The following is a 23,189-nucleotide window of genomic DNA, read 5'->3' as shown; positions in this document are numbered from 1 at the left end:
AGATCGGGATCAATCTCTGCTCCGCTGCCCTTCGGTTCCGGACCATGCGCCAAATCAAAACGCCACAACGTGCTTTATGCGTCCAAAGGTACGCGCGGCGCTGCAATAGCCGTTTAACGTCGAGGGCGGGATAAGGTTTCAACGTGGCGGCGGAAACGCCGATCGCGCGGCCCGAAACCCACCGGTCAGCACATGCTTTCGGCGATTGCGTGCGCGTGTGACCGAACCGCTGCGTCAGGTGCGCAGCACGTGGTTAGGGCGCATCTTTTTAGCTGCCACCGTCTGAATGCCGGCTGGCTATTCGCAAACCATGCGGACCCGTTTTCCGGGTTGACTGACGTTCCTGCAGGTGAGCGGTTTTGCCGGCTCGGATGATGGCGTCGGCGGATCTTTGGAAATCCTGGTGATTTGCCTTCTCGGCGCCACGGGGGTGCTGGTTCTGCGGGCCGCCGCTCTTTCCGGCGTTTCGGGCGCCACTGGAAAGACATCGGTCTGCAGCAACTGCGGCTGTTCGGCTTGCGCCTGCTGCGGCGGCCTGTCCCAGAACCGCCGGACGTCGAGCGGCCTTGGAATGACGACGGTGCCGTCGTAGCTGCGCGAGCAGCCGCTCCCCAGCAGCAGCATCGGGCACAGGAAAAAAGCCAGGATCCGTCCCAACATCGGCAACATCCTTGCGGGATTTATAACGCGGCTTCGGTTCTACGGACAACCGTCGGAATACACTACGGGCAAGGCTAGCGTATGACCCGGAGAATCGGAATCGATTTCGCTGGGGATCATGCGCAAAATCAAAGTGTCGCAGCGTCCCTGGCGCGACTGGGGGGCGGGCATGGACGATGACCTGCCCAAGCCCATCAGCCCCAGGGCGTCTTGCTCGAAAGGTCGGCGCGGACTGAGAAATCCAGTGCAACGCGGATAGCCACGTCAGTCTGTAGAGTTCAGCCGATTCGGCGAGGCATTGCGGACCAGACTATGGTGCGATCGCACCATATCAAAGCGTGCGTCCGGTTGGGACAATAAGCGCATTCGAGTTCCGCTCCTCCAGTTACGGGCGGGAGCAGCGACCGCCGGCAAGAAACAGGGTCAGATTTACCCCAACGGACCTGTTTCGGCGATGGCGCGGCCATGACCTCCTTGGCCGCATGCAACGCGCTCCCGCCCGGATTTTCTTTTTCGGCGCCAATTGTCCCGCCTGTCGAGAGCCGCAAATCGTGCAAGCTGCTGATTCCAGCGGCAAACCACGGCCGTGCCGGCGAGACCCGCAGCCCTTCCTTTTCGACATGGCTGTGCGGCGGTTACCGGGCTGACATCAAACTGTCATGTGACTGTAATAATCGGGGGCTATTGGCCTCAGCGGGCGCCGAAGGAATGGCGCCGAGAGACCATTTTCCGAACAGGAGCAGGCCACATGAAAAAATTCCTCCTTACGACGTCGGCCGCGGCGCTTGCGCTCGCCGCGTCGGCTGGTTATGCCGCCGCGCGCGACCAGATTCAAATCGTCGGTTCGTCCACAGTGTTCCCCTTCACGACGGCTGTCGCTGAAAAGCTCGGCCAGAGCGGAAAGATCAAGACCCCGGTCGTCGAGTCGACTGGCACCGGCGGCGGCATGAAGCTGTTTTGCCAGGGCGTCGGCGAAAATACCGCCGATTTCACCAATGCCTCGCGCGCCATCAAGGACAGCGAGCTTAAAACCTGCAAGGCAAACGGCGTGACGCCGGTCGAGATCAAGGTCGGCTTCGACGGCATCGTACTGGCCAACTCGAAGGCAGGGACCGTCGTTGATCTGACCAAGGAACAGGTTTTCAAGGCGCTCGCCAAGAATGTCGCTGTTGACGGCAAGGTCGTCCCCAACCCCTACAAGAACTGGTCGGATGTCGACGCGTCGCTTCCCGCGACGAAGATCGAGGTGCTTGGCCCGCCGCCGACATCCGGCACGCGCGATGCGTTCGTCGAGCTCGTCATGGACGCGGCCTGCCAGGAAGAAGTGAAGGCGGCTAATGAAAAGGGCTGCGGCGAGATCCGCGAAGACGGCGCTTTTGTCGAGGCCGGCGAAAACGACAATCTGATCGTCCAGAAGCTGGAAGCTAACCCCAATGCCTTCGGTATCTTTGGCTTCTCGTTCCTTGATCAGAACGCCGACAAGCTGCAGGGCCACAAGGTGGACGGCGTCGAGCCGACCTTCGAGAACATCGCATCCGGCGATTACGGCGTTTCCCGCTCGCTCTATGTCTATGCCAAGAAAGAGCATGTCGGCGTCATCCCCGGCATGCAGGAGTTCATCGCCGAGTACACCTCGGAAGGCGCATGGGGTCCTGATGGTTATCTGGCCGACAAGGGCCTGATCCCGCTGCCGGACGCCGAGCGCGCCAAGTGGGCCGAAGACGCCAAGGCCCTGAAGGGCATGGGTTCCTGATGTTTCGGGGTCCGGGCGTATATCCGCTCTGACCCGCATGCTCTAAAGCCCAAAGCGCGGGACCAAGGTCCCGTGCTTTGAGCCGGTGAATGACCGGCGGTCGAGGGGACGTCCTAAATCATGGTCGGTTATCTCGTTGTTCTTCTGTTGGTTCTGGCCGCTGCGGCCTATTGGATCGGCCGGACACGCGCCATTGCCAGTGTCAATGGCGACGTCGCGCGACTGCATTCGCTGCCTGGCCAACATGGCATGTTTCTGGCGCTTTTTGCTGCCGGTCCCGCGCTGCTTGCGATCTTGTTGTGGTCGCTGGTGACGCCGGGAATTGAATCGTCGATCATTGCCGACCGCTTCTCCTCCGAATTGTCGGGAATGGGCATTCCGCAGGTCGAAGCTTTCATCCGCGACGCTCGCGCGATGGCCTTTGGCGGGCTTGTCGGCTTCGCCGATCCCACGAAAGAGGCGGCCGCGGCCGTCTACAAATCGGTCCATACGACCAGCACCTGGATCATCTGGGCCGTCGCACTCGTGCTTTCCGCGTCCGGATTTTACTGGGCCTATTCGCGCATCGCACAGGCCTACCGGGCGCGCCACGTGGTCGAACGCGTTCTTCGCGCATTCTTGATCGCCTGTTCGGTGGTCGCGATCCTGACGACGATCGGCATCGTCCTGTCGCTTATCTTCGAATCCTTGCGGTTCTTCCAACAGGTGCCGTTCTATAAGTTCCTGTTCGGCACGCATTGGTCGCCGCAGAGCGCCTTCACCGGCGCCGGAGCGGAGGCCGGGGCGGTCAACCAGGACATTTTTGGCATGGTGCCGCTCTTTGCCGGCACGTTGCTCATCACCTTGATCGCCATGCTGGTGGCTGCGCCTATCGGGCTGATGGCTGCGATCTACCTTTCGGATTACGCCTCTAAAAGCGTCCGCGCAGTCGCAAAGCCGGTACTGGAAATCCTCGCCGGCATTCCGACCGTCGTCTACGGCTTCTTCGCCGCGCTGACGGTTGCGCCTTACTTCCGCGGTATCGGCGAAAGCCTGGGCCTCAACGTCGCGTCCGAATCCGCGCTCGCCGCAGGCGTGGTCATGGGTATCATGATCATTCCCTTCGTCTCCTCGCTTTCCGATGATGTGATCAACGCCGTTCCGCAATCCCTGAGAGACGGTTCCGCCGGCCTCGGCGCGACCAAGTCGGAAACCATCCGCAAGGTGGTCCTTCCTGCTGCCCTTCCGGGCATCGTTTCAGCGATGCTGCTTGCCGTCAGCCGCGCAATCGGCGAAACAATGATCGTGGTCATGGCGGCGGGGCTGGCGGCAAACCTCACGGCCAACCCGCTCGAAGCGGTCACCACCGTGACCGTGCAGATCGTGACGCTGCTGGTGGGCGATCAGGAGTTCGACAGCGCCAAGACGCTGGCAGCCTTCGCACTCGGCCTGGTGCTGTTCTGCATCACGCTTACCCTCAACATCGTCGCTTTGCGCGTCGTCCAGAAATACCGAGAGCAATATGACTGATGCGATCTCGTCATTCGGCGCCGTCGGACGGCCGGTCAGCATTCATACCGACGGTGCCGCGAAGGCGCGGCTGAAGGGTCGTTACCGCACGGAAACGTGGTTCAAATGGCTTGGCGCCGGAGCCGTCGCGTTGGCCGGCCTATTCCTTGTGCTGCTCCTGTCGACGATCGTCACGCAGGCGATCCCGGCGCTGCGGCAGAACTATCTGACGCTGCCGATCGATCTTTCGGCGGCCAAGGTCGACCCGGCAAAACTCGATGAAGTGAACTACGACGCCATCGCTCAGGAAGCGCTTGCGGCGAGATTTCCGGATGTTACGAGCCGTCAGGACAGGCGTCTGCTGCGCGGGCTGATTTCCACCGGCACAGGCGTCTTCCTGCGCAAGGATATTGCGGCTGATCCGGGGATGCTCGGAGGAACGGTGGACTATGCGGTTCCAGTTGACGATTTTGCCGACCTCTATCTTAAGGGTTTGCTGGCCGACGTCGGTTCGGACGAAGCGATTTCGACAAGCGTCACGCCTTCGAAAACCAGCGGCGACATCGATCTGACCTTCGGCGACGATGCCATGCTGGCGCTGGCGCGCGGCCGTGGTGCGACCGAAGGCGAAAACGGCATGCTCACGCTGACGAGCGGTGCATCATCGCTGCTGGTCGTGTTCAACGGCGGCACGGTCAAGCTCACCGCGCTGTGGCCGGGGCCTAGTGGGACGGCGGTCGCAAAGGGCACGGTGATCGAGGCGCTGGACAGCACGGCGCCCGCTGCGAGCGGCCAGGCATTCCTGCGCGTCATCGATACGCCGGAAGCATCGCGAAAGATTTCCGACAAGGAGATCGTCTGGCTCGACACGCTGAAGAGCGCCGGCCAGATCGAAAGCCGGTTCAACTCGATCTTCTTCTTCACCGGCGCAAGCCGCGAGCCGGAACTGGCCGGTGTTTGGGGCGCGGTCGTCGGATCGTTCCTGACAATGATCGTTACGCTCGCCATCGCCTTTCCGATCGGCGTTTCGGCGGCGATCTATCTTGAGGAATTTGCGCCCAAGAACCGGCTGACGACGATCATCGAAGTGAATATCAACAATCTGGCGGCTGTGCCTTCGATCGTCTTCGGCCTGCTTGGACTTGCCGTATTCCTGAATTTCTTCGGCATGCCGCGCTCGGCCCCGGTGGTCGGCGGCATGGTGCTGGCGCTGATGACCCTGCCGATCATCATTATCGCCTCGCGCGCTTCGCTGCGCGCCGTGCCGCCGTCGATCCGCGAGGCGGCGCTTGGAATCGGAGCGTCCAAGGCCCAGACCGTATTCCATCACGTCCTGCCGCTGGCGATGCCGGGCATCATGACCGGCACCATTCTCGGAATGGCGCATGCGCTGGGCGAAACCGCGCCGTTGCTGATGATCGGCATGGTCGCCTTCATCGTCGACATTCCCGGCGGCTTTACCGATCCCGCGACGATCCTGCCGGTGCAGATATTCATGTGGGCGGATTTCCCGGAAGCTGGATTCCAGCAGAAGACTTCGGCGGCGATTTTGATTTTGCTGCTGTTTTTGGTCATCATGAACGCCATTGCGGTGATACTGCGCAGGCGCTTCGAGCGGCGCTGGTAAGGGGTAGAGGATATGAACATCATGACGGAAGCCGGCGTCGAACAGAAACTGAGCAGCGGAACCAATGCCCCTTCGATCAAGATGAAGGGCGAAAAGGTCTCTGTTCATTACGGCGAGAAGCGAGCTCTGTTCGACGTGGACCTCGATGTCCGCGAGAACCAGGTGACGGCGTTGATCGGCCCATCGGGCTGTGGCAAGTCGACCTTCCTGCGTTGCCTGAACCGAATGAACGACACGATCGATATCGCGCGGGTGAGCGGCAAGATAACGCTCGACGGCGAGGATGTTTACGACCCGAAAATCGATGTCGTCGAACTGCGAGCTCGCGTCGGCATGGTTTTCCAGAAGCCGAACCCGTTTCCGAAGTCGATCTATGAAAACGTCGCCTACGGTCCGCGCATTCACGGCCTGGCCAGGAGCAAGTCCGAGTTGGACGGCATCGTTGAATCGAGCCTGAAGAAGGCCGGTCTGTTCAACGAGGTCAAGGATCGCCTGCTCGAGTCGGGCACCGGTCTCTCCGGCGGACAGCAGCAGCGCCTGTGCATCGCGCGCGCCATCGCCGTGTCGCCGGAAGTGATTCTGATGGACGAGCCCTGTTCGGCGCTGGATCCGATCGCCACCGCCCGCGTCGAGGAACTGATCGACGAACTGCGCCAGAACTACACGATCGTCATCGTCACCCACTCGATGCAACAGGCAGCGCGCGTGTCGCAACGCACGGCGATGTTCCATCTCGGCTACCTGGTCGAGGAGGGCGCAACCGACAAGATGTTCACCAATCCCGACGACAAGCGCACCCAGGACTACATCACCGGCCGGTTCGGCTGAGCGGTCCGGCGGCGAATTTCGAACACGAGGACAGGATCATGGGTGAACACACCGTCGCATCTTTCGACGAGGAACTGGAGCACATCGACAGGCTGATCCGCGACATGGACGAGCTCGCCGCCGCGATGGTCGCAGCCTCGATCCGCGCGTTGCTTGCTTCAGACAATGCGATGGCCCAGCGTGTCGTCTCGGACGACGCGATCATGGATGCGCGGCAGCGCGAACTCGACGACAGCGCGATCACGCTGATCGCCAAGCGGCAGCCGATGGCGCAAGATCTGCGCGCCGTGGTTGGCGCAATCCGCATGGCCGGTGATCTCGAGCGCATCGGCGATTTGGCCAAAAACATAGCCAAGCGGGTCAGCGCAGTCGGGCAGAGCGCCACGCCGCGTAATCTGTCGCACGGTATCGACGCGATGGCGGATCTCGTTCTTGTGCAGCTCCGCGGGGTGGTTGAGCACTATGTGTCGCGCAATGCCGGCGCTTTGAAAGAACTGCGCGCCGACGATCAGAAGATCGACGTGAAATACACGGCGGTTTTCCGCGAACTCCTGACCTACATGATGGAGGATCCGCGCAACATCACCGCTTGCACCCATCTTCTGTTTTGCGCCAAGAATCTCGAACGCATCGGCGATCATGTCACCAACATCGCCGAAAACGCCTACTTTGTCGTGACCGGGCAGCAATTGCCGGCGGATCGCCCGAAGCTCGACGAAACGACGATGTCGGCGCCGGCGACATGACAGGAGTGACCGGCCGATGATCGCGCCGCGCATCATGGTGGTGGAGGATGAAGAGCCGCTGGGCGTCCTCCTCCGCTACAATCTGGAATCCGAAGGCTATCAGGTCGAGGTGGTGACGCGCGGCGACGAGGCCGAAATCCGGCTGCAGGAAAACGTCCCCGATCTTCTGGTGCTCGACTGGATGGTGCCGGCGGTTTCGGGCATCGAGCTTTGCCGGCGCCTTCGGGTGCGTCCCGAAACCGAGCGGCTGCCGATCATCATGCTGACCGCGCGCGGCGAGGAGAGTGACCGGGTGCGCGGCCTTTCCACCGGAGCCGACGACTATCTGGTCAAGCCGTTCTCGACACCGGAATTCATGGCCAGGGTCAAGGCGCTGCTGCGCCGCGCCAAGCCGGAAGTACTGTCCAGCGTGCTGAAGGTCGGCGACATCATGCTCGATCGCGAATCGCACAGGGTCTATCGCAAGAAGAGCGAGATCCGGCTCGGGCCGACCGAATTCCGGCTGCTCGAATTCATGATGCGGCACCCGGGTCGGGTCTTCTCGCGTAGCCAGTTGCTCGACAATGTCTGGGGCGAGACGATCTACATCGACGAGCGCACGGTGGACGTCCATGTCGGCCGGTTGCGCAAGGCAGTCAACAACGGCCGCATGCCCGATGTCATCCGCACCATCCGCGGCGCGGGCTATGCGATCAGGGAAGACTAGGGATGTGCTGATATTCAGGTGATGCCGGCCTGCGAACGCCGGCTTCCTGCGCATCCGGTGCTCACGTACCAAAAAGTACGCTCCGCTCCGGCTCTCGGAACCCACTCTCGACTCGGCCTGACCTGAATCTCAACACCACCCCAAGTCCCGATCCGGGGATCCCTGCGTTCGAGTTCAAGCCACGTTCTTTCCGACCGAGCCGGCTCGTGCCTGGATGCTCGGCGCGAAGATCTCCTGGTCGACGAAGCTCAGCGCCCGCATGGCGCAGCCTTCTCGGATCAGCGGCAGTTCGTTCGGCTCGGTGTCGAAGGAAATCGAACCCGAATGCTGGCCGCCGGCGGTCTGGGCGATGGCCTCGCGCAGGGCCGGCTCGATCAGGTCGAAGGCGGCAGCGCTGGCACCGACCATGGCGACCGGCGCCGGATCGATCAGCGCGAACAGGCTGCCGAGCCCGAAGCCGAGCGCCTCGCCGGCCTTGCGGTAGGCTTCGCGCTCCGGTCCGTCCGTCTCGCGCGCCCGGGCCGCCAATGCCCGCATCTCGGCGTCGCTGACATCGGCGACCGGCTCGGCGTTCTCGCTCAATTGCCTTGCGTTGCGCCAGATAGCGTAGTTGCCGGCATAAGCCTCGACGCAACCGCGCCGCCCGCAGCGGCAAAGCGCGCCGCCCGGCCGATGAATCATGTGGCCGAATTCGCCGCCTGAGGAATGGGTGCCGGTGAACAGCTCGCCCTTCAGCACCAGCCCCATACCGATGCCATGCGAGAGCAGGATGGCGATGAAATCGTCGCGGTAGCGATCCGGGTCGCGCCAGCGCAGCGCCACGGCCATCATGTTGCAGTCGTTCTCCATGATGGCCGGGATGGCGAACTCGCGTTCCAGAATGTCGGCGAAGGCGATGTTCGTCTGCGGCGTGATCGGCGACCACAACATGGCGCGCGCATGGGAATCCGTAATACCCTGGATCGCCAGCGCGATGCGGGCGACGCTTTGGACGTCGAGGTCGGGGTCTTCGAGCCGGCGCCGGACTATGGCGACACATTCGTCGATCAGCTCGTCGCGCGACATGGTCAGCGTGTCCAGCCGGCGCTGTTCCTCGGCGACCACTTGTCCGGCATAGTCGATGACAGCGACCGACAGCGAATTCAGCGACAACACGACGGCCAATACCGCAGCGGCTTCCGGATTGAGGCTGAGGCCAACCTGCGGCCGGCCACGTTTCAGCGAAACGGTCTCACTCCCCTTGCTCTCGGCCAGGATGCCTTCCTGGATCAGGTCGGAAGAGATCGCCGATATGGTCGAATGGCTGAGGCCGGTGGTTGCGGCGATCTCGGTCCGTGACGGCTGGCCTGCGCGCCGTACGGCCGAAATAACCATTGCCCGGTTGCGCCGGCGCAAATCGTCATGGCGGATCCCAACCGACATTGTTTTGCTTCCTCCCTATTGCCGCGGCCGCTCATGAATCGGAAGCCGTCAGGCCGACAAATACTGGCAGAAGCAGAAGGACCTGTCATTGTTTATTCCGAGCCTCGAAAAAAAGCCAACAGGACACCAAAATCCATCAGAATTCATGTTGACAGTGCTTCGGCGTTGGATCAGTATTTTTTCGAGGCTCGAAAAAAAGAGCTTTTGTGCAGGTCTTCGGGCCAGTTGATCGCGCCGTACGCGGCGCAGGGAGGAATATCATGAATAGATTCACAGCCGCCATTCTGGCGGGGGTCGCCATGTCGCTGACGCTCGCGTCGGTCGCACAGGCGAAGGACAAGGTCATCGGTGTTTCGTGGTCGAACTTCCAGGAAGAGCGCTGGAAGACTGACGAAGCCGCCATGAAGTCGGCGATCGAGGCCGCCGGCGACAAGTATATTTCAGCCGATGCACAGTCCAATCCCGGCAAGCAGCTGACCGACGTCGAGAGCCTGATCTCGCAGGGCGCCAACGCGCTGATCATCCTTGCGCAGGATGCCTCGGCCATCGGGCCGGCGGTGCAGAAGGCGCTGGACGAAGGCATTCCAGTCGTCGGCTATGACCGGCTGATCGAGAACAAGGACGTCTTCTATTTGACTTTCGACAACCAGGAAGTCGGCCGCATGCAGGCCCGCGAAGTGTTCAAGGTGGCGCCGGAAGGCAACTACGTCTTCATCAAGGGCTCGGGCGCCGATCCGAATGCCGATTTCCTGTTCGCCGGCTCCATGGAAGTGCTCAAGGATGCCATCGACAGCGGCAAGATCAAGAATGTCGGCGAGGCCTATACGGACGGCTGGCTTCCCGCCAACGCCCAGAAGAACATGGAACAGTTCCTGACCGCCAACGACAACAAGATCGATGCGGTGGTTGCCGCCAATGACGGCACCGCTGGTGGCGTCGTCGCGGCGCTGACGGCGCAAGGCTTGGCCGGATCCGTTCCGGTGTCGGGCCAGGACGGCGACCATGCCGCGCTGAACCGCATCGCGCTCGGCACACAGACCGTATCGGTGTGGAAGGACGCGCGCGAGCTCGGCAAGAACGCCGCCGAGATCGCCTCGCAACTGGCCGACGGCAAGCAGATGACAGACATTGCCGGCGTCAAGGACTTTCTCACGCCGGGCGGCAATGTCGTCAAGTCGCTGTTCCTGACACCGATTGCCGTCACCAAGGACAATCTCAACGTCGTTGTCGACGCGGGCTGGATCAAGAAGGAAGAGGTCTGCGCCGGCGTGGCGGCGGGCACGGTCCCGGTCTGCAACTGATCCGGCCTTCGCAAGCAGCCTGAAACGCCGCGGCTTCACGCCGCGGCGTTTTTTCAAAAAGAATTGTTTTTCCGCTTCTCGCGGATAACTTCCAAACTGCTTCCGGCATCCGCGGCAGACGGCAACCCGGTGGGAGGACATCATGACCGACACAACTTCCAACACGCCGGCCGCCGATACAGGCGCCGATCGGGCGCGTGAATCCGAGCTCAGCCCGGTCGGCCGCTTTCTCAAGGCAACCGAGCTCGACATACGCATGCTCGGCATGGTCGGCGCGCTGCTGGTCATCTGGGTTGGAATCCACCTCCTGTCGGGCGGGCTTTTCCTCACGCCGCGCAACCTCTGGAACCTGTCGGTGCAGACCTCCTCGGTCGCGATCATGGCGACCGGCATGGTGCTGGTAATCGTGATGCGCAACATCGATCTTTCGGTCGGCTCCGTCGAAGGCGTGATCGGCATGGTGATGGGCGTCGCGCAGGCCGAATTCCTCATCCGGGTCATGGGGTTCCAGCTTGGAAATCCCTGGATATGGATCATCGCACTGGCTGCCGGCGTGGTGCTCGGCCTCATGATCGGCGCGCTCCAGGGCTTCATTATCGCCTATCTCGAGGTTCCGGCCTTCATCGTGACGCTGGGCGGCCTGCTGATCTGGCGCGGCATGGCGTGGCTGATGACGAGCGGGCGCACCGTCGCGCCGCTCGACGCCACCTTTCAGCTCATGGGTGGCGGGCCGCGTGGCTCCATCGGGGCAACCGCAAGTTGGATAGTCGGCATTCTCGCCTGTGTGGCCGTCGCCTTGATGCTGCTCAACGGCCGGTCGCAGCGCAAGCGGTTCAAGTTCCCGCTGCGTCCCGTCTGGGCGGAGACCTTGCTTGGTGTTGTCGCTTGCGCCGCCATCCTCGGCGCCGTCTGGATCGCCAATTCCTATCCCTGGCCGATCGGCATCGTTCGCCAGTACGCCCAGCGGACCGGCATCACCGTCCCGGAAGGCGGGCTGTTTATCGCCCATGGCATCGCCATACCAGTGCTGATCGCGGTCACTGTGGGCATCGTCATGACCTTCATCACCAGCCGCACCCGTTTCGGCCGCTATGTCTTTGCCATCGGCGGCAATCCGGAAGCGGCGGAACTCGCCGGCATCAACACGCGCTGGGTGACTATGAAGGTGTTCATGATCATGGGCGTTCTGGCCGCGATCAGCGCGGCGATCGCTTCGGCCCGTCTCAATGCGTCGACTAATGCGCTGGGTACGCTGGACGAGTTGCTGGTCATCGCGGCCGCGGTCATTGGAGGCACGTCGTTGGCCGGCGGCTCCGGCACGGTGCTCGGCGCCATGCTTGGCGCACTTCTGATGCAGTCGTTGCAGTCCGGCATGGTGTTGCTCGGCATCGATTCACCGCTTCAGAGCGTCGTCGTCGGCGCCGTCCTGGTCGTCGCCGTCTGGCTCGACACCGTCTATCGCAAGCGGGTCTGAGCATGATCCCGAAAAAGTGGATACCGGTTTCGACAAGATCATGCTCAAGCAAAAACCATAGGGAGGAACGATCATGGCTGACACAACTGCTCCCACGCCACTGATCGACATGCGCAAAATCTCGATTGCCTTCGGCGGCATTCGCGCCGTCGACGATGCGTCGATCGACCTTTTCCCGGGCGAAGTCGTGGCGCTGCTTGGCCACAACGGTGCCGGCAAGTCGACGCTGATCAAGATCCTGTCCGGCGCCTACAAGCGCGACTCGGGCCAGATCTTCGTCAATGGCGAGGAGGCTTCGATCTCCAATCCGCGCGATGCCAAGAAATATGGCATCGAGACGATCTACCAGACGCTGGCGCTCGCCGACAATGTCGACGCCGCCGCCAACCTCTTCCTCGGCCGCGAGCTGATGACCGGCTGGGGCACGCTCGACGATGGCGCCATGGAGGCCGAGGCGCGCAAGGTGATGGGCAGGCTCAATCCCCGCTTCCAGCGCTTCAAGGAGCCGGTTGTCAAGCTTTCGGGCGGCCAGCGGCAGTCAGTGGCTATCGCGCGCGCCATCCTGTTCAACGCCCGCATCCTGATCATGGATGAGCCAACGGCGGCACTGGGCCCGCAGGAAACGGCACAGGTCGGCGAATTGGTCATGCAGCTCAAGGCCGACGGCATCGGCATTTTCCTGATCAGTCACGACATCCACGATGTGTTCGAGCTTGCCGACCGCGTCTGCGTGATGAAGAATGGTCGGGTCGTCGGCACGGCGCGCACCAGCGACGTGACCCAGGACGAGGTGCTCGGCATGATCATCCTGGGCAAGTGCCCGCCCGGTGCCATTCCTGGGCCAGGTGCGCTGAAGATCGCCGCCTGAAGCTTCAACAAGCCGGCTAATACCCGTCATGTGATGTGCCAGCGGTCATGATGGTTTGGCCGCGCCATTGTGTTGACGCGAGGACTTGCCCATAAGATGGGGAACCATGGGCCGCAGCAGCAATTTGAAGAAGTTCTTTCCGATCGTCGCTTTCATCGCCGTCGCGCTGATCAGCCTCACGATGGCGGGATTCGCCTATTTCGCCACGCAGGAAGCGGCGCGCATCAAGTTCGAGGCGACGGCGGACGATGCGCTCAACCGGATCGATAGCCGCATCGACCTGCATCTGTCGCTGCTGCGATCGACCCATGCGCTGTTCGAGGCGCGCAATGGTGGGATTTCGCGCGGCGAGTTCAAGGCGTTCTTCAACGCGCTCGATATTGACGACAATTTCGCCGGCCTGCGCGGCATCGGCTTTCTCCGGCTGACGAGACCCGGCGACGAGGCAGCGGTCGAGCGTGCCATCCTGCACGACTATGGCGCCAGCCATCCGATCTATCCGGCTACGACGACGCTGCCCTGGCGGACGCCCATCACGCTGTTCGAGCCGCTGGACCCTTCCAATCAATCCAGCATCGGCTACGACATGTTCACAGAACCGGTGCGGCGTGAGGCGATCGAAAAGGCGATGGCCGATAACCAGCAGCACGCGAGCGGGCGCGCGCAGTTAGGCAAGGAAACAGGTGCTGCGCAGACCTTCACCGGCTTCCTGGTCTTCGTGCGGCTCAATGTCGAAACCGCGCCGGACGGCGTCGATGCGACCAGATCCACGACATCAGGCTTTCTTTACGCGGCCTTTCGCGCTCGCGATCTGTTCCAGACCGCGCTCAGCCGGACGCCGCTGCTGCCGGTCAACATCGAAATCTATGACGGCAAGGTTGATGCCGACCATCTTTTGTTCCAGTCGGAAACGCCGCCGGCGTCGATCTTCGGTGACAGGCTGGTGGTTTCTCGCGAGATCACCATCGCCGGACGTCCATGGACCGTCCTGTTCAGGCCGACAAGCGCCTTTTCGCAACCCTCCTCGCGCGCCATTCCGGTGATGCTCGGCCTGTTCGGGCTGCTGCTCGCGGGAACCATCGCGCTGGTGGCACGCTATCAGGAGCGGGCCTATGACGCGGTCTCGCTGCTTCATGAGACGACGGAAAAAAGCCTGCTCGAAAAAGATCTGATGCTGCAGGAGATGAAGCACCGCATCAAGAACTCGATCACGCGGGTGCTGGCGATCGCGCGACAGACGGCATCGCACGCCACCGACGTCCACGAGTTCTCGTCCTCTTTTTCGGCCCGGCTGCAAGCGATGGCGGCATCCCAGGACATGCTGACGCGCTCGCGCTGGCAGAAGGCAGACCTCGGCGATCTCTTGCGGATCGAGCTTGGTCAGGTATTCGGCAAGGAGCTTCCTGAGGGGATATTGTCGGGGCCAGAGGTGCTGCTCGACGAGACAACGACGCAAGCGCTCGGCCTGACCTTTCACGAACTGGCGACGAATGCGCTGAAATATGGCGAAGCCGGCAACTCGGTCGGTGCGCTCAAGGTCGCCTGGTCGGTCGAGGGCCGCTGGCGCGACCGGACGCTGGTTCTCAACTGGCGCGAAGTCGGCCAGAAGAAGCTTGAAGCACCTGCCAAAACCGGTTTTGGCACCAAGCTGATCGATTTGAACGTGACGCGCGAATTGCGCGGTACGATCAATCGCGATTTTCACGATGGCGGATTGAGAGTGGAAATCAGGATCCCACTGTCGGACTGAAAACGCTGCCGCAAACCGACCGTTTTCGAAGGCGAAAGTAAACAGAGACCGGCTCGTCCGGTCTCCGCTTCTATTGCCTCATGCGTTTGAAACGGATCAGCAGCGAGCCGTAAACAGACGGCCACGGTTGTCGCGGTACTGGCAATAGCCATTGCGCAGGTTGCGCACCAGCAGGCCGGTACCGGCACCGATGGCTGCGCCGACCAGCGCACCCTTGCCGCCGTCAATCAGGCCGCCGGCCAGAGCGCCGACACCGGCGCCGACGCCGACATCCCGCTCGGTGGTGCTGCAGCCGCTGACTGCGACCACGGCAACCATGGCAATAATCATCTTCCGCATAGGGTCACTCCTCGCTTTTGTCCTCACTTGAGCTCCACCCGTCACTTACCATGCGAAAAAGGGTTTTGCCCGATCGATTTCATTGTTGGCTAAGAGAATCTTTTTCGGGGCGCGCGCCGGTCGAAGCAACCTCAAGATTGGAAATCTCCACGGAAGCGTCGAGCGTGCCGTCCGGACGCACATTCCAGACGATCTGATCGTAATCATCCTCAAGTGCCGGATCGACGGAAAGGCATTTGGCAATTATGCGCGGAGCCTGACCCTGCACATTGCTCAAGACAAACGCACGCTCGGCGGCGCATTCCTGAGCGGTTTCAAAAACACCCACCGATACGGGCAGTTCACGACATTCCGTCATCGCGTTAGAACAGCCAATGACAAGCAACACGGCAGCGATGTGTTCCATGGCGAGTATCCTCTCGCCATAAGAACGGGCCATATTCGTCAAAGTTCCTGCGATGCCGGCTGGCGCGACTGATTGGAGAACAGGTCGACATGAAGCAAGCACAAGCCGCCGGCCACTTTGGGTCCGACGCTCTAGATCAACTGGAATGCGGCGGCCAGGACGACCACCGCAGCCACCCCGATTGCGGCGAGGCCGGGGGTCGGGTGGGTAGCACGGGGCGACGGCATCGCGGATGCTTCGAGATCCTGAAACCCGCCCATCGAAACGCGTGCGGCCTGTTCCAGCCTGTTGATGTCGGCAACCGTCAAAGCCATTCCTCCGTACTGCGCAGCAGACTGCGATCGAAAACGTCATGCGGATCGGTGTCTGAACAGCTTCGGACTTTATGGTGAACAGGTGGTTAAGGCCGGCGCGGCCGGTATTCAGGCCTCTTGGCCCCAGCCCTCTTTGGCTCGGCTGTTGTCCGGTCAATCCGTCTCGAAATTGCCGCGAGGAACGACAAGGCGATACTCGAGGCGGTCCCCGGTGATTTTAAGCGTCGCCGTTCCGTTCAACGACGCAGGCACGACGCGCTCGAGCGCGACGCTGCCAAAACGCTTCTCGCTGGGCTGATTGTCATTGGCCCCGATGGCTTCGGCCCACGTCAGCGATAGTGCGGTCTCGCCAGCGGAAGCAGCCGTCAGATCGGCCGTCACCTCGACGAATCCGTCGGCTCGCGACAGAGCGCCATAGCTGACTGAATTGACGGCAAGTTCGTGCATGGCCAAGCCTATATGCAGGGCGGCATTGGGGTTGAGGTATGGATTTGCACCCTGGAAGCGCAGGCTGCGCAAGGGGTCGGCTCCGTAGCGGCCGACCTGGCCGGACACCAGTTCGCGCAGTGCCGCTCCCCGCCAGTTGGACGAGGTCACCAAATCCTGGGATGAGGCAAGCGACTGCAGCCGGCCGCGAAAGCGTGTCAGGAAATCACTGAGCGTGTCCGAATAACGGCTGGTCTGGGTGGCGATGCTCTGGATGATGGCCAAAAGGTTCTTCGAGCGGTGGCTGACCTCGCGCAGCAGCGTTTTCAGGGTCTGCTCGCGACGTTTCTGCTCGGTCGTTTCGACCATCGTGGTGACGACGCCCTGCACGGCGCCGCCGTCGTCGTGATCAGCGTCTACCCATATTTGGAACCAGCGAACGCCATCGTCGGCGGGAATGCTGAGCTCAAGATGTTCCGGATTGCCGGATGCGACTACGTTGCGTTTGGCGGCACCGATGCGTTCCGCATGCACCAAGGGCAGCATGCCGTTGCTATCGGCAGTATCGGAAGCCCATGGCGGGCGCATGTTGCGGGCCCAGACGGTTCTCATCTCGCGATCCTGATAGAGAACCGAAATGCCGGCATTGTGCAGCGCATGGAGAAGGGCCCGACCAAGCTGCATTTCGCTGTCATCGGAATGCAGAGCGATGATCTCATCGCTCCGTCCGCTGTCTTTCATGTCTCCGGCTCTGGATTGCATCGGTAACTTCACCCACCCGATCCAAGCTGAACGGCTGACGGAAAAATGGGTTCCCAAAAGAAGTCCGCCGAGCGGCGGTTGAAGGACACTGCCCGGCGGTAGCTGGAAACCACTTGAGGGGTGCGGTTCCCAGTGTTGGATCGCAGTTCACGACGCGCGTTTGAACAAGCCCGCAATAAGCGAGATGATCAGGAAAGCGAGAAAGATGAAAAACAATATCTGCGCTATACCTGCCGAGGTGCCGGCTATACCACCGAAACCAAGAGCGCCTGCAATGATCGCGACGACGAGAAACACGAGCGCCCAGTAAAGCATGATCCTTCTCCTTCAAATGGTACAGCAAAAACGTCTTTCGCTGCCGTTTGTTCCACCTTTTCCCGAAAAAGACGATCCCTGGAGATCTTTCCGGCCCGAAATGAATCGTCATGCGCAGGGGAAGTTCTGGGCGCAAGTGACGTTTGCCAGCCGCAAGGGGCCGGCGTCATTCGATCAGTGGCAAACGGGCGACCCGTGGAAACGGGGCAGCGCGAGGCCGGGCCTGCCCGGTCCTATGCAGCGGCTTTCGCGTGCCGGTCGAAGAACAAGGCCTGGCTGATCAGGGCCTTGACCATATCCGGATTGAACGGCTTGGTGACGAGGAAGGCCGGCTCCGGCCGCTCGCCGGTCAGGAGGCGCTCGGGAAAGGCGGTGATGAAGATCACCGGCACCGGCGTGGACGACAGGATCTCGTTCACCGCTTCGATGCCCGAACTGCCGTCTGCAAGCTGGATGTCGGCCAGCACCATCTTCGGCCGCGTCTTTGTGAACATCGCCACCGCCTCGGCGTGGGTACGCGCAGTTCCGACGACGCGATGGCCCAGGCTTTCGACCATTTGCTCGATGTCCATGGCGATCAGCGGCTCGTCCTCGATGATCAGCACATCGGTTGCCACCTGGCGGGAAATCTCGTTGCTGGCCTCGGCGAGGAGTTCGGAGAATTCCTGATCGTCGACGTCGAGAATCTCCGCCGCCTCGTCTTCGCTGAAACCTTCCACGGCGACCAGCAGGAAGGCCTGCCGGGGACGGGGTGAGATCGCGTTCAGATTGGCGGCGGCGCGCTGTTCCCACGCCGACTGCGGGTGTTCTTGCGGAACGCGGATGGCGACCGAGGTGAACAGCCTGGCGAATACCTTGTAGAGCGCGATGCGGTCGTTCGAAGCGTCCGGAAAGATGTCGACGTCGGCGATGATGGCTTCGAGCATCGCGGCGACCAGCGCGTCGCCACTCTCCTGCGATCCGGAAACAGCCCGCGAGAAGCGGCGCAGGAACGGCAGGTGCGGAGCGATGGTTGCGGACAGGCTCATGATGGACGTCTCCCTCTGACGTAATTGGATAGATTGCAGGCCAAGGTGATTACAAGCCCCGAAATTAGCCCTGAAAACATAAACGCCGGCTTTCCGAAAAAGTTCCGACGGTTTGGAACTTATATAAGAGGACGGCGTTTGAGGTCGGGACGGGCAACCAGACGAGGGGACCGCCTGCTTTGCGTCGTGTATTGAAGGGCGGCAGGGTACTGGGAACGAAGGGCGAAATGAAGAGATGACGAAAGATACCACGGCTGGCGCTGCAAACAGGCGCCGGGCAGCTTCCGGCGACCCGCTCGGGCCAAACTCGGAAATCGGCCGCAAACTCAAACAATATTACGACGAACTGGTCTCCGACAACGTGCCGGATCGCTTCGCCCAATTGCTCAGCCAATTGGAACAGGCCCAACCTGCACGGAAAAAGGACTGAGGCATGGCGGCCGTCTCCCAGAGCTTCAAGACGGATCTGCTCGGCTCGATTCCGAGCCTGCGGGCCTTTGCCGTGTCATTGACGCAAAACGCCGACAAGGCCGACGATCTGGTGCAGGAAACACTGGTGAAGGCCTGGGACAAGCATGAAAGCTTCGAGCCGGGCACCAATCTCAAGGCCTGGCTGTTCACCATCCTGCGCAACGAATTCTATTCGCAGATGCGCAAGCGCGGCCGCGAGGTGCAGGACAGCGACGGCATCATGACGGCCAGGCTAGCCGTCCATCCGGCCCAGCACGGCCAGCTCGACCTCAAGGACTTTCGTAGCGCGCTCGAGCAATTGCCCGAGGACCAGCGCGAAGCCATCATCCTCATCGGCGCGTCGGGCTTTTCCTACGAGGAAGCCGCCGAGATTTGCGGCTGCGCGGTCGGAACGATCAAGAGCCGCGTCAGCCGCGCCCGCACGCGGCTGCAGGAAATCCTGAAGATTTCCGGTGATGACGAGTTTGGCCCGGATGCGATATCGGCTCAGGTGACGGGGTCGAACGCCGCCTGAACTGTCCCTCGACAATAAGGGCCCCGGTAATATCGGTCCCGGTTTTCCGGACATCAAACAAGAGGGCCGCGCCCGCACGCCGCCGCCACTGCCTCCACGAGATCGTCTCCCGAATAAGGCTTGGTGACCAATCTGACATCCGGAAAGGACACCTTGATTTCGTCCATGTCGGAATAGCCCGAGGCGAAGACGAAAGGCACGCCCGATTCGCGCAGCCGCGAAGCGAAATCGAGCGTCGAAGCGCCGCCAAGCATGAGATCGACGATGGCGGCGTCGAATTGCGAGGCAACGCTCTTCCGATCGATCTCGCCCAGATTGCGGGCGATGATCACGTCGCCGGCGCCGTAGTCGCGGCAAAGCTGCTCGACATCCATGGCGATCAGGAATTCATCCTCCAGAACAAGAATCCGCAATCCGTCCAGCAAGGGGGGCACGTGGCAATGTCTCCATTGGGCGCAGGGAACAGAGGAATCATGATCCCTATTTGGCTTCCTGTCATTTAAAGTTATTTGGCATGCTGTCATTTAAAAAAGACATGCCCGTCGCGGATGGCGGAACCTCTACGCCTGCAGGGCGTTCGCTATCGCCTTCCGGAAGAGGGCCGCTTTCGAAGAGGGATAGAAATGCCTGGCCAGAACGGCCGTTCTTTTTCCACCCGCCGATATTCATGTGAGAACTGCCCACTGCGGCCGTTGCCGGCGTTTCGGGCATTCGAGAAGCAGGAACTTGTCTTCGTCGACGCGGTCAAGAAGGGCGAACTGGCCGTCGACAAGGGAGCTACGGTTCTGGTGGAGGGAAGCCACAGCGCCCATCTCTATACGGTGCTGTCGGGTTGGGCTTTCCGCTACAAATTGCTGTCGGATGGCCGCCGCCAGATTTTGAACTATTCCATGCCAGGCGATCTCATCGGCTTGCAAGGCAGTCTGATGGGAGAAATGCAGCATTCCGTGGAAGCGCTGTCGCCGATGCTGCTCTGCGTTTTCGAGCGGGAAGCTCTTCCCGAACTCTACCGCAGCCATCCGGGCCTCGCCTACGACATCACCTGGATCGCCTCGCGAGAGGAGCGCATGCTGGACGAGAACCTGCTCAGTATTGGCAGACGCACCGCGCTCGAGCGTGCAGCCTATCTCATTGCGTTCATCTCCAGCCGCGCCAGGGTGGTCGGGCTGAACGGCAGGACGCCCGTGCAGATTCCGATCACGCAGCAGCATCTCGCCGATACCCTCGGCCTGTCGCTGGTCCACACCAACAAGACGATCCGCAAGCTGATGGACCGCAAGCTTATCTTCTGGCGCGACGGCGGCTGCGAGGTGGTCGACAACGAAAGGCTCAAGGAACTCGCCCGCTGGCAAGGGTTGAGCGAAGCTCGCCGACCGCTGATCTGAGGGGTTACCGAGACGTGCCGGGCTGGACTCGCTTGCGGAAACACCCTTTCATGGGAGTTGTTCCGATTCCGGAACCTTGGGGTGGGTCGAACGTTTCGACCCGAGCAAACGCAAGGAGTTAAGTGATGGCGACTGCCGCAGGAAAGTCCCCGAACGAAAGCCGGACGAATTCGGACCTTGAAGCCGATATCAGGCAGTTGAAAGTCGACATTCAAAAACTCACCGAACAGCTGGCCGAGACCGGCCAACATGGTTACGGGGCTGCTCGTCGCGTTGCCGCGGAAGGAGTCGAGCAATTGCGCGCCCAAGGCGAAGCAGCGTTTGAAAATATGCGCAGCAACGCAAGGGACCTCGAAGCCCAAGTGGTGGCGAGCGTGCGCGAAAAGCCGGTGACGTCGCTGGCGATCGCGGCAGGCGTCGGCTTTCTGTTCGCGCTTCTCGCGCGCCGCTAAGCCTCAGCCCAGATGGGAATGCTGGCATCGTTGATCTCGGGGCTCGCCTCGGGTGAAGCCGTGGCAGCCGTGCGCCGCGCGCGCACGGCTGCAATCGTCTATGCGCTCGCAGCACTTGCCGCACTGTGCGGCGTCGGTTTCCTGGTCGGAGCGGCCTATGTCTGGGTGGCGGGGCGCTACGGGCCGATGGCAGCCTGCCTCGGTTTTGGGGTCGGCTTCCTGGTGATCACAGGGCTTCTCCTGCTCTTCCATCAGCTGTCGGCCGGCGCGCGCGCCCGACGCCGGGCGCGGAGGCGCCAAGCCGATATGAAGGCGGTCGGCATCACGGCCGCGCTCGCCGTGCTGCCGGCGCTACTCAAGGGAAAAGGCGGCCTGGGCACCATACTCGGCCCAGCGATCGCACTCGCCGCCTACGCCATCTACCGCGAGAACGTGAAGCCCGATGCCGACGATCCGGATGCCGGCGAAGCGAAATAGCTCGAAGCGATTCTTCTTGTGACCACAATCTAATCCCAAAACCGGGCTGCACTTTTCGCTGACGCGGACCTTCGGTTCGGGATCATGGCCGGGCCGTCACTTCGGCAGATCCTCCAGCGGCATCGATATTTCGGCGAATACGCCTTCCGGCCGGAATTCGTGGGCCACTTCGCTGGAGATGACCTTGGCCAGGCTGCGGCGGATCAGGATCGAGCCGAAGCCGTGGCGTTCGGGCGAGGCAACTTCAGGCCCGCCGCTTTCGCGCCAGGTCAGCACCAGGCGCCGTGCGCCTTTCCGGCCCTGTGCCTGCCAGTCGAGATCGACCTTGCCCGAAGCCGCCGATAGCGCTCCGTACTGCAGCGCATTGCTGGCCAGTTCATGCAGAATCAGGCCAAGCCCGACTGCCTGGTCGGGCGAAAGCAGCAGATCGGCGCCTGAGATCGTCATGCGCGGCTGCTCGGCGGTGTCGAACGGCTTGACCTCGATCTGCACGAGTTCGCGGATGCCAATGCCGCGCCACTCGCGGTCGGACAGCAGGCTGTGGGCGGCGCCCAGCGCCTGGAGCCTGGCGCTGAAGGCTTCAAGGAATTCGCTGGGCTGGCGCGCATGGCGAACGGTCTGCGTCGCCAGCGCCTGCACCGTCGCCAGCGTGTTCTTGACGCGATGGTTCAGCTCGCGCAGCAAGAGCCGTTGCCGCTCGTCGCCGAGCTTGCGTTCGGTGATGTCGTAATTGACGCCGAAGATCAGCGTCGGCTTGCCGTCGCCGTCGCGCTCGATGACACGGCCGCGCGTCGCGAGCCAGCGCGGCGGAGTGAAGCCCTTGACGCGGTATTCGCCAAAATAGTCGTCGCTGCCGGTCAGCGCGTCACGAAAGCGCGTCTCGGTCTGGTAGACATCACGCGGGTCGATGGCCGCAAGGATATCGCGCGCCCTCAGCCGATTCGAGCGCGGCAGGCCGAACAGCTCGGACAACCGGACATCGCATTCGATCATATCGGTGTGGATATCCCATGCCCAGCTTGCGAGCGAGGCGGCATCGAGCGCGATGCCGCGCCGTTTTTCCTCGCGCGCCAGCGCCGCAGCGATGCTGGCGCCGTTGCGGGTGGCGTCCTTCAATGCGAACAGGCTGGCGGCGAGGCTGGCGAGCGCCGTCAATTGTTCGAGCTGGGCGGCAGGCGGCGACGCGCGCGGCTTCCGGTCGAGCACGCAGAGCGTGCCGATCCGGGCGCCGGCCACCACGATCGCCACACCCGCATAGAAACGGACATGGTGCTGGCCAGTGACCAGCGGGCTGGCGTTGAAGCGTGAATCCGTGGTCGCATCGGTTACCACCATCGGCTGGTCGCCGGCGGCGGCAATGGTATGGGCGCAGAAAGATGCATCTGTCGAGGCCTCGGTCTCATCCAGGCCGACACAGGACTTGAACCGTTGCCGCTCGACATCGACCAGCGTCACCAGCGCGATGGGCGCTAGCATCACCGCGGCGGCAAGACCGCTGATATGGTCGAAGTCACGATCGGCCGCCGTGTCGAGGGCGTCGAGACCGTGCAGTACTGCAAGCCGGTCCTGCGCCCTTACCACACTAAGGACGTCGACCGGCAGATTCGGCTTTTTCACTACCCTGCTATCCACAAGGCCCCCAAGTGCATCGGCTTGCAGCCATTCTCGCCAGTTGCC

25 protein-coding genes are annotated in these 23,189 nt (G+C 61.9%); 15 read left to right on the top strand and 10 right to left on the bottom strand.

Translation table 11 applies throughout. The features are described from left to right. Positions 1-297: 297 nt before the first annotated feature. Positions 298-660, bottom strand: coding sequence for a hypothetical protein (locus CIT31_RS06300; RefSeq protein ID WP_245316127.1), 363 nt, complete (start codon positions 658-660; stop codon positions 298-300). 748 nt (positions 661-1,408) lie between these two features. On the opposite strand from CIT31_RS06300, the gene CIT31_RS06295 reads away from it, so the two are divergent. The 6 genes from CIT31_RS06295 (at position 1,409) to phoB (ending at position 7,808) form a co-directional block, all read left to right on the top strand. Beyond that, positions 1,409-2,413, top strand: a complete 1,005-nt coding sequence (locus tag CIT31_RS06295) for a PstS family phosphate ABC transporter substrate-binding protein (RefSeq protein ID WP_095517899.1) — start codon at positions 1,409-1,411, stop codon at positions 2,411-2,413. 120 nt (positions 2,414-2,533) lie between these two features. Then, positions 2,534-3,922, top strand: coding sequence for a phosphate ABC transporter permease subunit PstC (pstC, locus tag CIT31_RS06290; RefSeq protein WP_095517898.1), 1,389 nt, complete (start codon positions 2,534-2,536; stop codon positions 3,920-3,922). Continuing rightward, complete coding sequence (gene pstA / locus CIT31_RS06285) at positions 3,915-5,528, top strand: phosphate ABC transporter permease PstA (RefSeq protein WP_095517897.1); 1,614 nt, start codon at positions 3,915-3,917, stop codon at positions 5,526-5,528. Before pstC ends, pstA begins: the two co-directional genes overlap by 8 nt. A gap of 12 nt (positions 5,529-5,540) precedes the next feature. Next, complete coding sequence (gene pstB / locus CIT31_RS06280) at positions 5,541-6,356, top strand: phosphate ABC transporter ATP-binding protein PstB (RefSeq protein WP_029348716.1); 816 nt, start codon at positions 5,541-5,543, stop codon at positions 6,354-6,356. 38 nt (positions 6,357-6,394) lie between these two features. Further along, the gene (phoU, locus tag CIT31_RS06275) at positions 6,395-7,102 is read left to right on the top strand and encodes a phosphate signaling complex protein PhoU (protein WP_029348715.1); all 708 of its coding nucleotides are present in this window, start codon (positions 6,395-6,397) and stop codon (positions 7,100-7,102) included. Between the two features lie 16 nt (positions 7,103-7,118). Beyond that, positions 7,119-7,808: a phosphate regulon transcriptional regulator PhoB gene (gene phoB / locus CIT31_RS06270; RefSeq protein WP_031254097.1), complete on the top strand. Its 690-nt coding sequence runs from the start codon at positions 7,119-7,121 to the stop codon at positions 7,806-7,808. Between the two features lie 174 nt (positions 7,809-7,982). Here phoB and CIT31_RS06265 read toward each other — a convergent pair whose 3' ends face one another. Further along, the gene (locus CIT31_RS06265) at positions 7,983-9,230 is read right to left on the bottom strand and encodes an ROK family protein (protein ID WP_095517896.1); all 1,248 of its coding nucleotides are present in this window, start codon (positions 9,228-9,230) and stop codon (positions 7,983-7,985) included. Between the two features lie 260 nt (positions 9,231-9,490). Between CIT31_RS06265 and xylF the strand changes: the two genes are divergently transcribed. The 4 genes from xylF (at position 9,491) to CIT31_RS06245 (ending at position 14,623) form a co-directional block, all read left to right on the top strand. Next, on the top strand, positions 9,491-10,531 hold the full coding sequence (gene xylF / locus CIT31_RS06260) for a D-xylose ABC transporter substrate-binding protein (protein ID WP_095517895.1): 1,041 nt from the start codon (positions 9,491-9,493) through the stop codon (positions 10,529-10,531). A 142-nt stretch (positions 10,532-10,673) separates the two neighbouring features. Further along, the gene (locus CIT31_RS06255) at positions 10,674-12,005 is read left to right on the top strand and encodes a sugar ABC transporter permease (RefSeq protein ID WP_095517894.1); all 1,332 of its coding nucleotides are present in this window, start codon (positions 10,674-10,676) and stop codon (positions 12,003-12,005) included. A 73-nt stretch (positions 12,006-12,078) separates the two neighbouring features. Beyond that, positions 12,079-12,873: an ATP-binding cassette domain-containing protein gene (locus CIT31_RS06250; RefSeq protein WP_095517893.1), complete on the top strand. Its 795-nt coding sequence runs from the start codon at positions 12,079-12,081 to the stop codon at positions 12,871-12,873. Positions 12,874-12,997: 124 nt separating this feature from the next. Continuing rightward, complete coding sequence (locus CIT31_RS06245) at positions 12,998-14,623, top strand: CHASE domain-containing protein (RefSeq protein WP_095518106.1); 1,626 nt, start codon at positions 12,998-13,000, stop codon at positions 14,621-14,623. A gap of 96 nt (positions 14,624-14,719) precedes the next feature. Here CIT31_RS06245 and CIT31_RS06240 read toward each other — a convergent pair whose 3' ends face one another. The 6 genes from CIT31_RS06240 to CIT31_RS06215 form a co-directional block, all read right to left on the bottom strand. After that, positions 14,720-14,962: a YMGG-like glycine zipper-containing protein gene (locus CIT31_RS06240; RefSeq protein ID WP_065007456.1), complete on the bottom strand. Its 243-nt coding sequence runs from the start codon at positions 14,960-14,962 to the stop codon at positions 14,720-14,722. Between the two features lie 79 nt (positions 14,963-15,041). After that, the gene (locus CIT31_RS06235; RefSeq protein WP_095518105.1) at positions 15,042-15,368 is read right to left on the bottom strand and encodes a hypothetical protein; all 327 of its coding nucleotides are present in this window, start codon (positions 15,366-15,368) and stop codon (positions 15,042-15,044) included. 131 nt (positions 15,369-15,499) lie between these two features. Further along, entirely contained in the window at positions 15,500-15,682 is a 183-nt protein-coding gene (locus tag CIT31_RS06230) for a hypothetical protein (protein WP_095517892.1), read from the bottom strand. Positions 15,683-15,835: 153 nt separating this feature from the next. Further along, entirely contained in the window at positions 15,836-16,870 is a 1,035-nt protein-coding gene (locus tag CIT31_RS06225) for a sensor histidine kinase (RefSeq protein ID WP_095517891.1), read from the bottom strand. 147 nt (positions 16,871-17,017) lie between these two features. Next, positions 17,018-17,185: a DUF1328 domain-containing protein gene (locus CIT31_RS06220; protein ID WP_023797107.1), complete on the bottom strand. Its 168-nt coding sequence runs from the start codon at positions 17,183-17,185 to the stop codon at positions 17,018-17,020. A gap of 233 nt (positions 17,186-17,418) precedes the next feature. Then, the gene (locus tag CIT31_RS06215; RefSeq protein WP_065007451.1) at positions 17,419-18,213 is read right to left on the bottom strand and encodes a response regulator; all 795 of its coding nucleotides are present in this window, start codon (positions 18,211-18,213) and stop codon (positions 17,419-17,421) included. A gap of 235 nt (positions 18,214-18,448) precedes the next feature. Here CIT31_RS06215 and CIT31_RS06210 point away from each other — a divergent pair, with 235 nt between their 5' ends. Then, positions 18,449-18,643, top strand: coding sequence for a NepR family anti-sigma factor (locus CIT31_RS06210; protein WP_029348708.1), 195 nt, complete (start codon positions 18,449-18,451; stop codon positions 18,641-18,643). Between the two features lie 3 nt (positions 18,644-18,646). Further along, positions 18,647-19,198 (top strand): RNA polymerase sigma factor, encoded by a 552-nt coding sequence (locus CIT31_RS06205; protein WP_029348707.1) that lies wholly within the window; start codon positions 18,647-18,649, stop codon positions 19,196-19,198. Positions 19,199-19,251: 53 nt separating this feature from the next. Here CIT31_RS06205 and CIT31_RS06200 read toward each other — a convergent pair whose 3' ends face one another. Then, a complete protein-coding gene (locus tag CIT31_RS06200) occupies positions 19,252-19,572 on the bottom strand; it encodes a response regulator (protein ID WP_065007520.1) in 321 nt (106 codons plus the stop codon). Positions 19,573-19,821: 249 nt separating this feature from the next. Between CIT31_RS06200 and CIT31_RS06195 the strand changes: the two genes are divergently transcribed. From CIT31_RS06195 to CIT31_RS06185, 3 genes are all read left to right on the top strand, one after another. Continuing rightward, positions 19,822-20,583, top strand: a complete 762-nt coding sequence (locus tag CIT31_RS06195) for a Crp/Fnr family transcriptional regulator (protein ID WP_095517890.1) — start codon at positions 19,822-19,824, stop codon at positions 20,581-20,583. A 125-nt stretch (positions 20,584-20,708) separates the two neighbouring features. Continuing rightward, on the top strand, positions 20,709-21,035 hold the full coding sequence (locus CIT31_RS06190) for an ElaB/YgaM/YqjD family protein (RefSeq protein ID WP_095517889.1): 327 nt from the start codon (positions 20,709-20,711) through the stop codon (positions 21,033-21,035). Positions 21,036-21,047: 12 nt separating this feature from the next. Next, positions 21,048-21,512, top strand: coding sequence for a hypothetical protein (locus CIT31_RS06185; RefSeq protein ID WP_095517888.1), 465 nt, complete (start codon positions 21,048-21,050; stop codon positions 21,510-21,512). A 96-nt stretch (positions 21,513-21,608) separates the two neighbouring features. Here CIT31_RS06185 and CIT31_RS06180 read toward each other — a convergent pair whose 3' ends face one another. After that, the gene (locus CIT31_RS06180) at positions 21,609-23,129 is read right to left on the bottom strand and encodes a sensor histidine kinase (protein ID WP_245316126.1); all 1,521 of its coding nucleotides are present in this window, start codon (positions 23,127-23,129) and stop codon (positions 21,609-21,611) included. Positions 23,130-23,189: the final 60 nt, after the last annotated feature.

The organism is Mesorhizobium wenxiniae (genome assembly GCF_002284535.1).
Taxonomy (GTDB): Bacteria; Pseudomonadota; Alphaproteobacteria; order Rhizobiales; family Rhizobiaceae; genus Mesorhizobium; species Mesorhizobium wenxiniae.
Note: the sequence above shows the minus strand (reverse complement) of the source record. Positions and strands in the feature narration are given on the sequence as shown.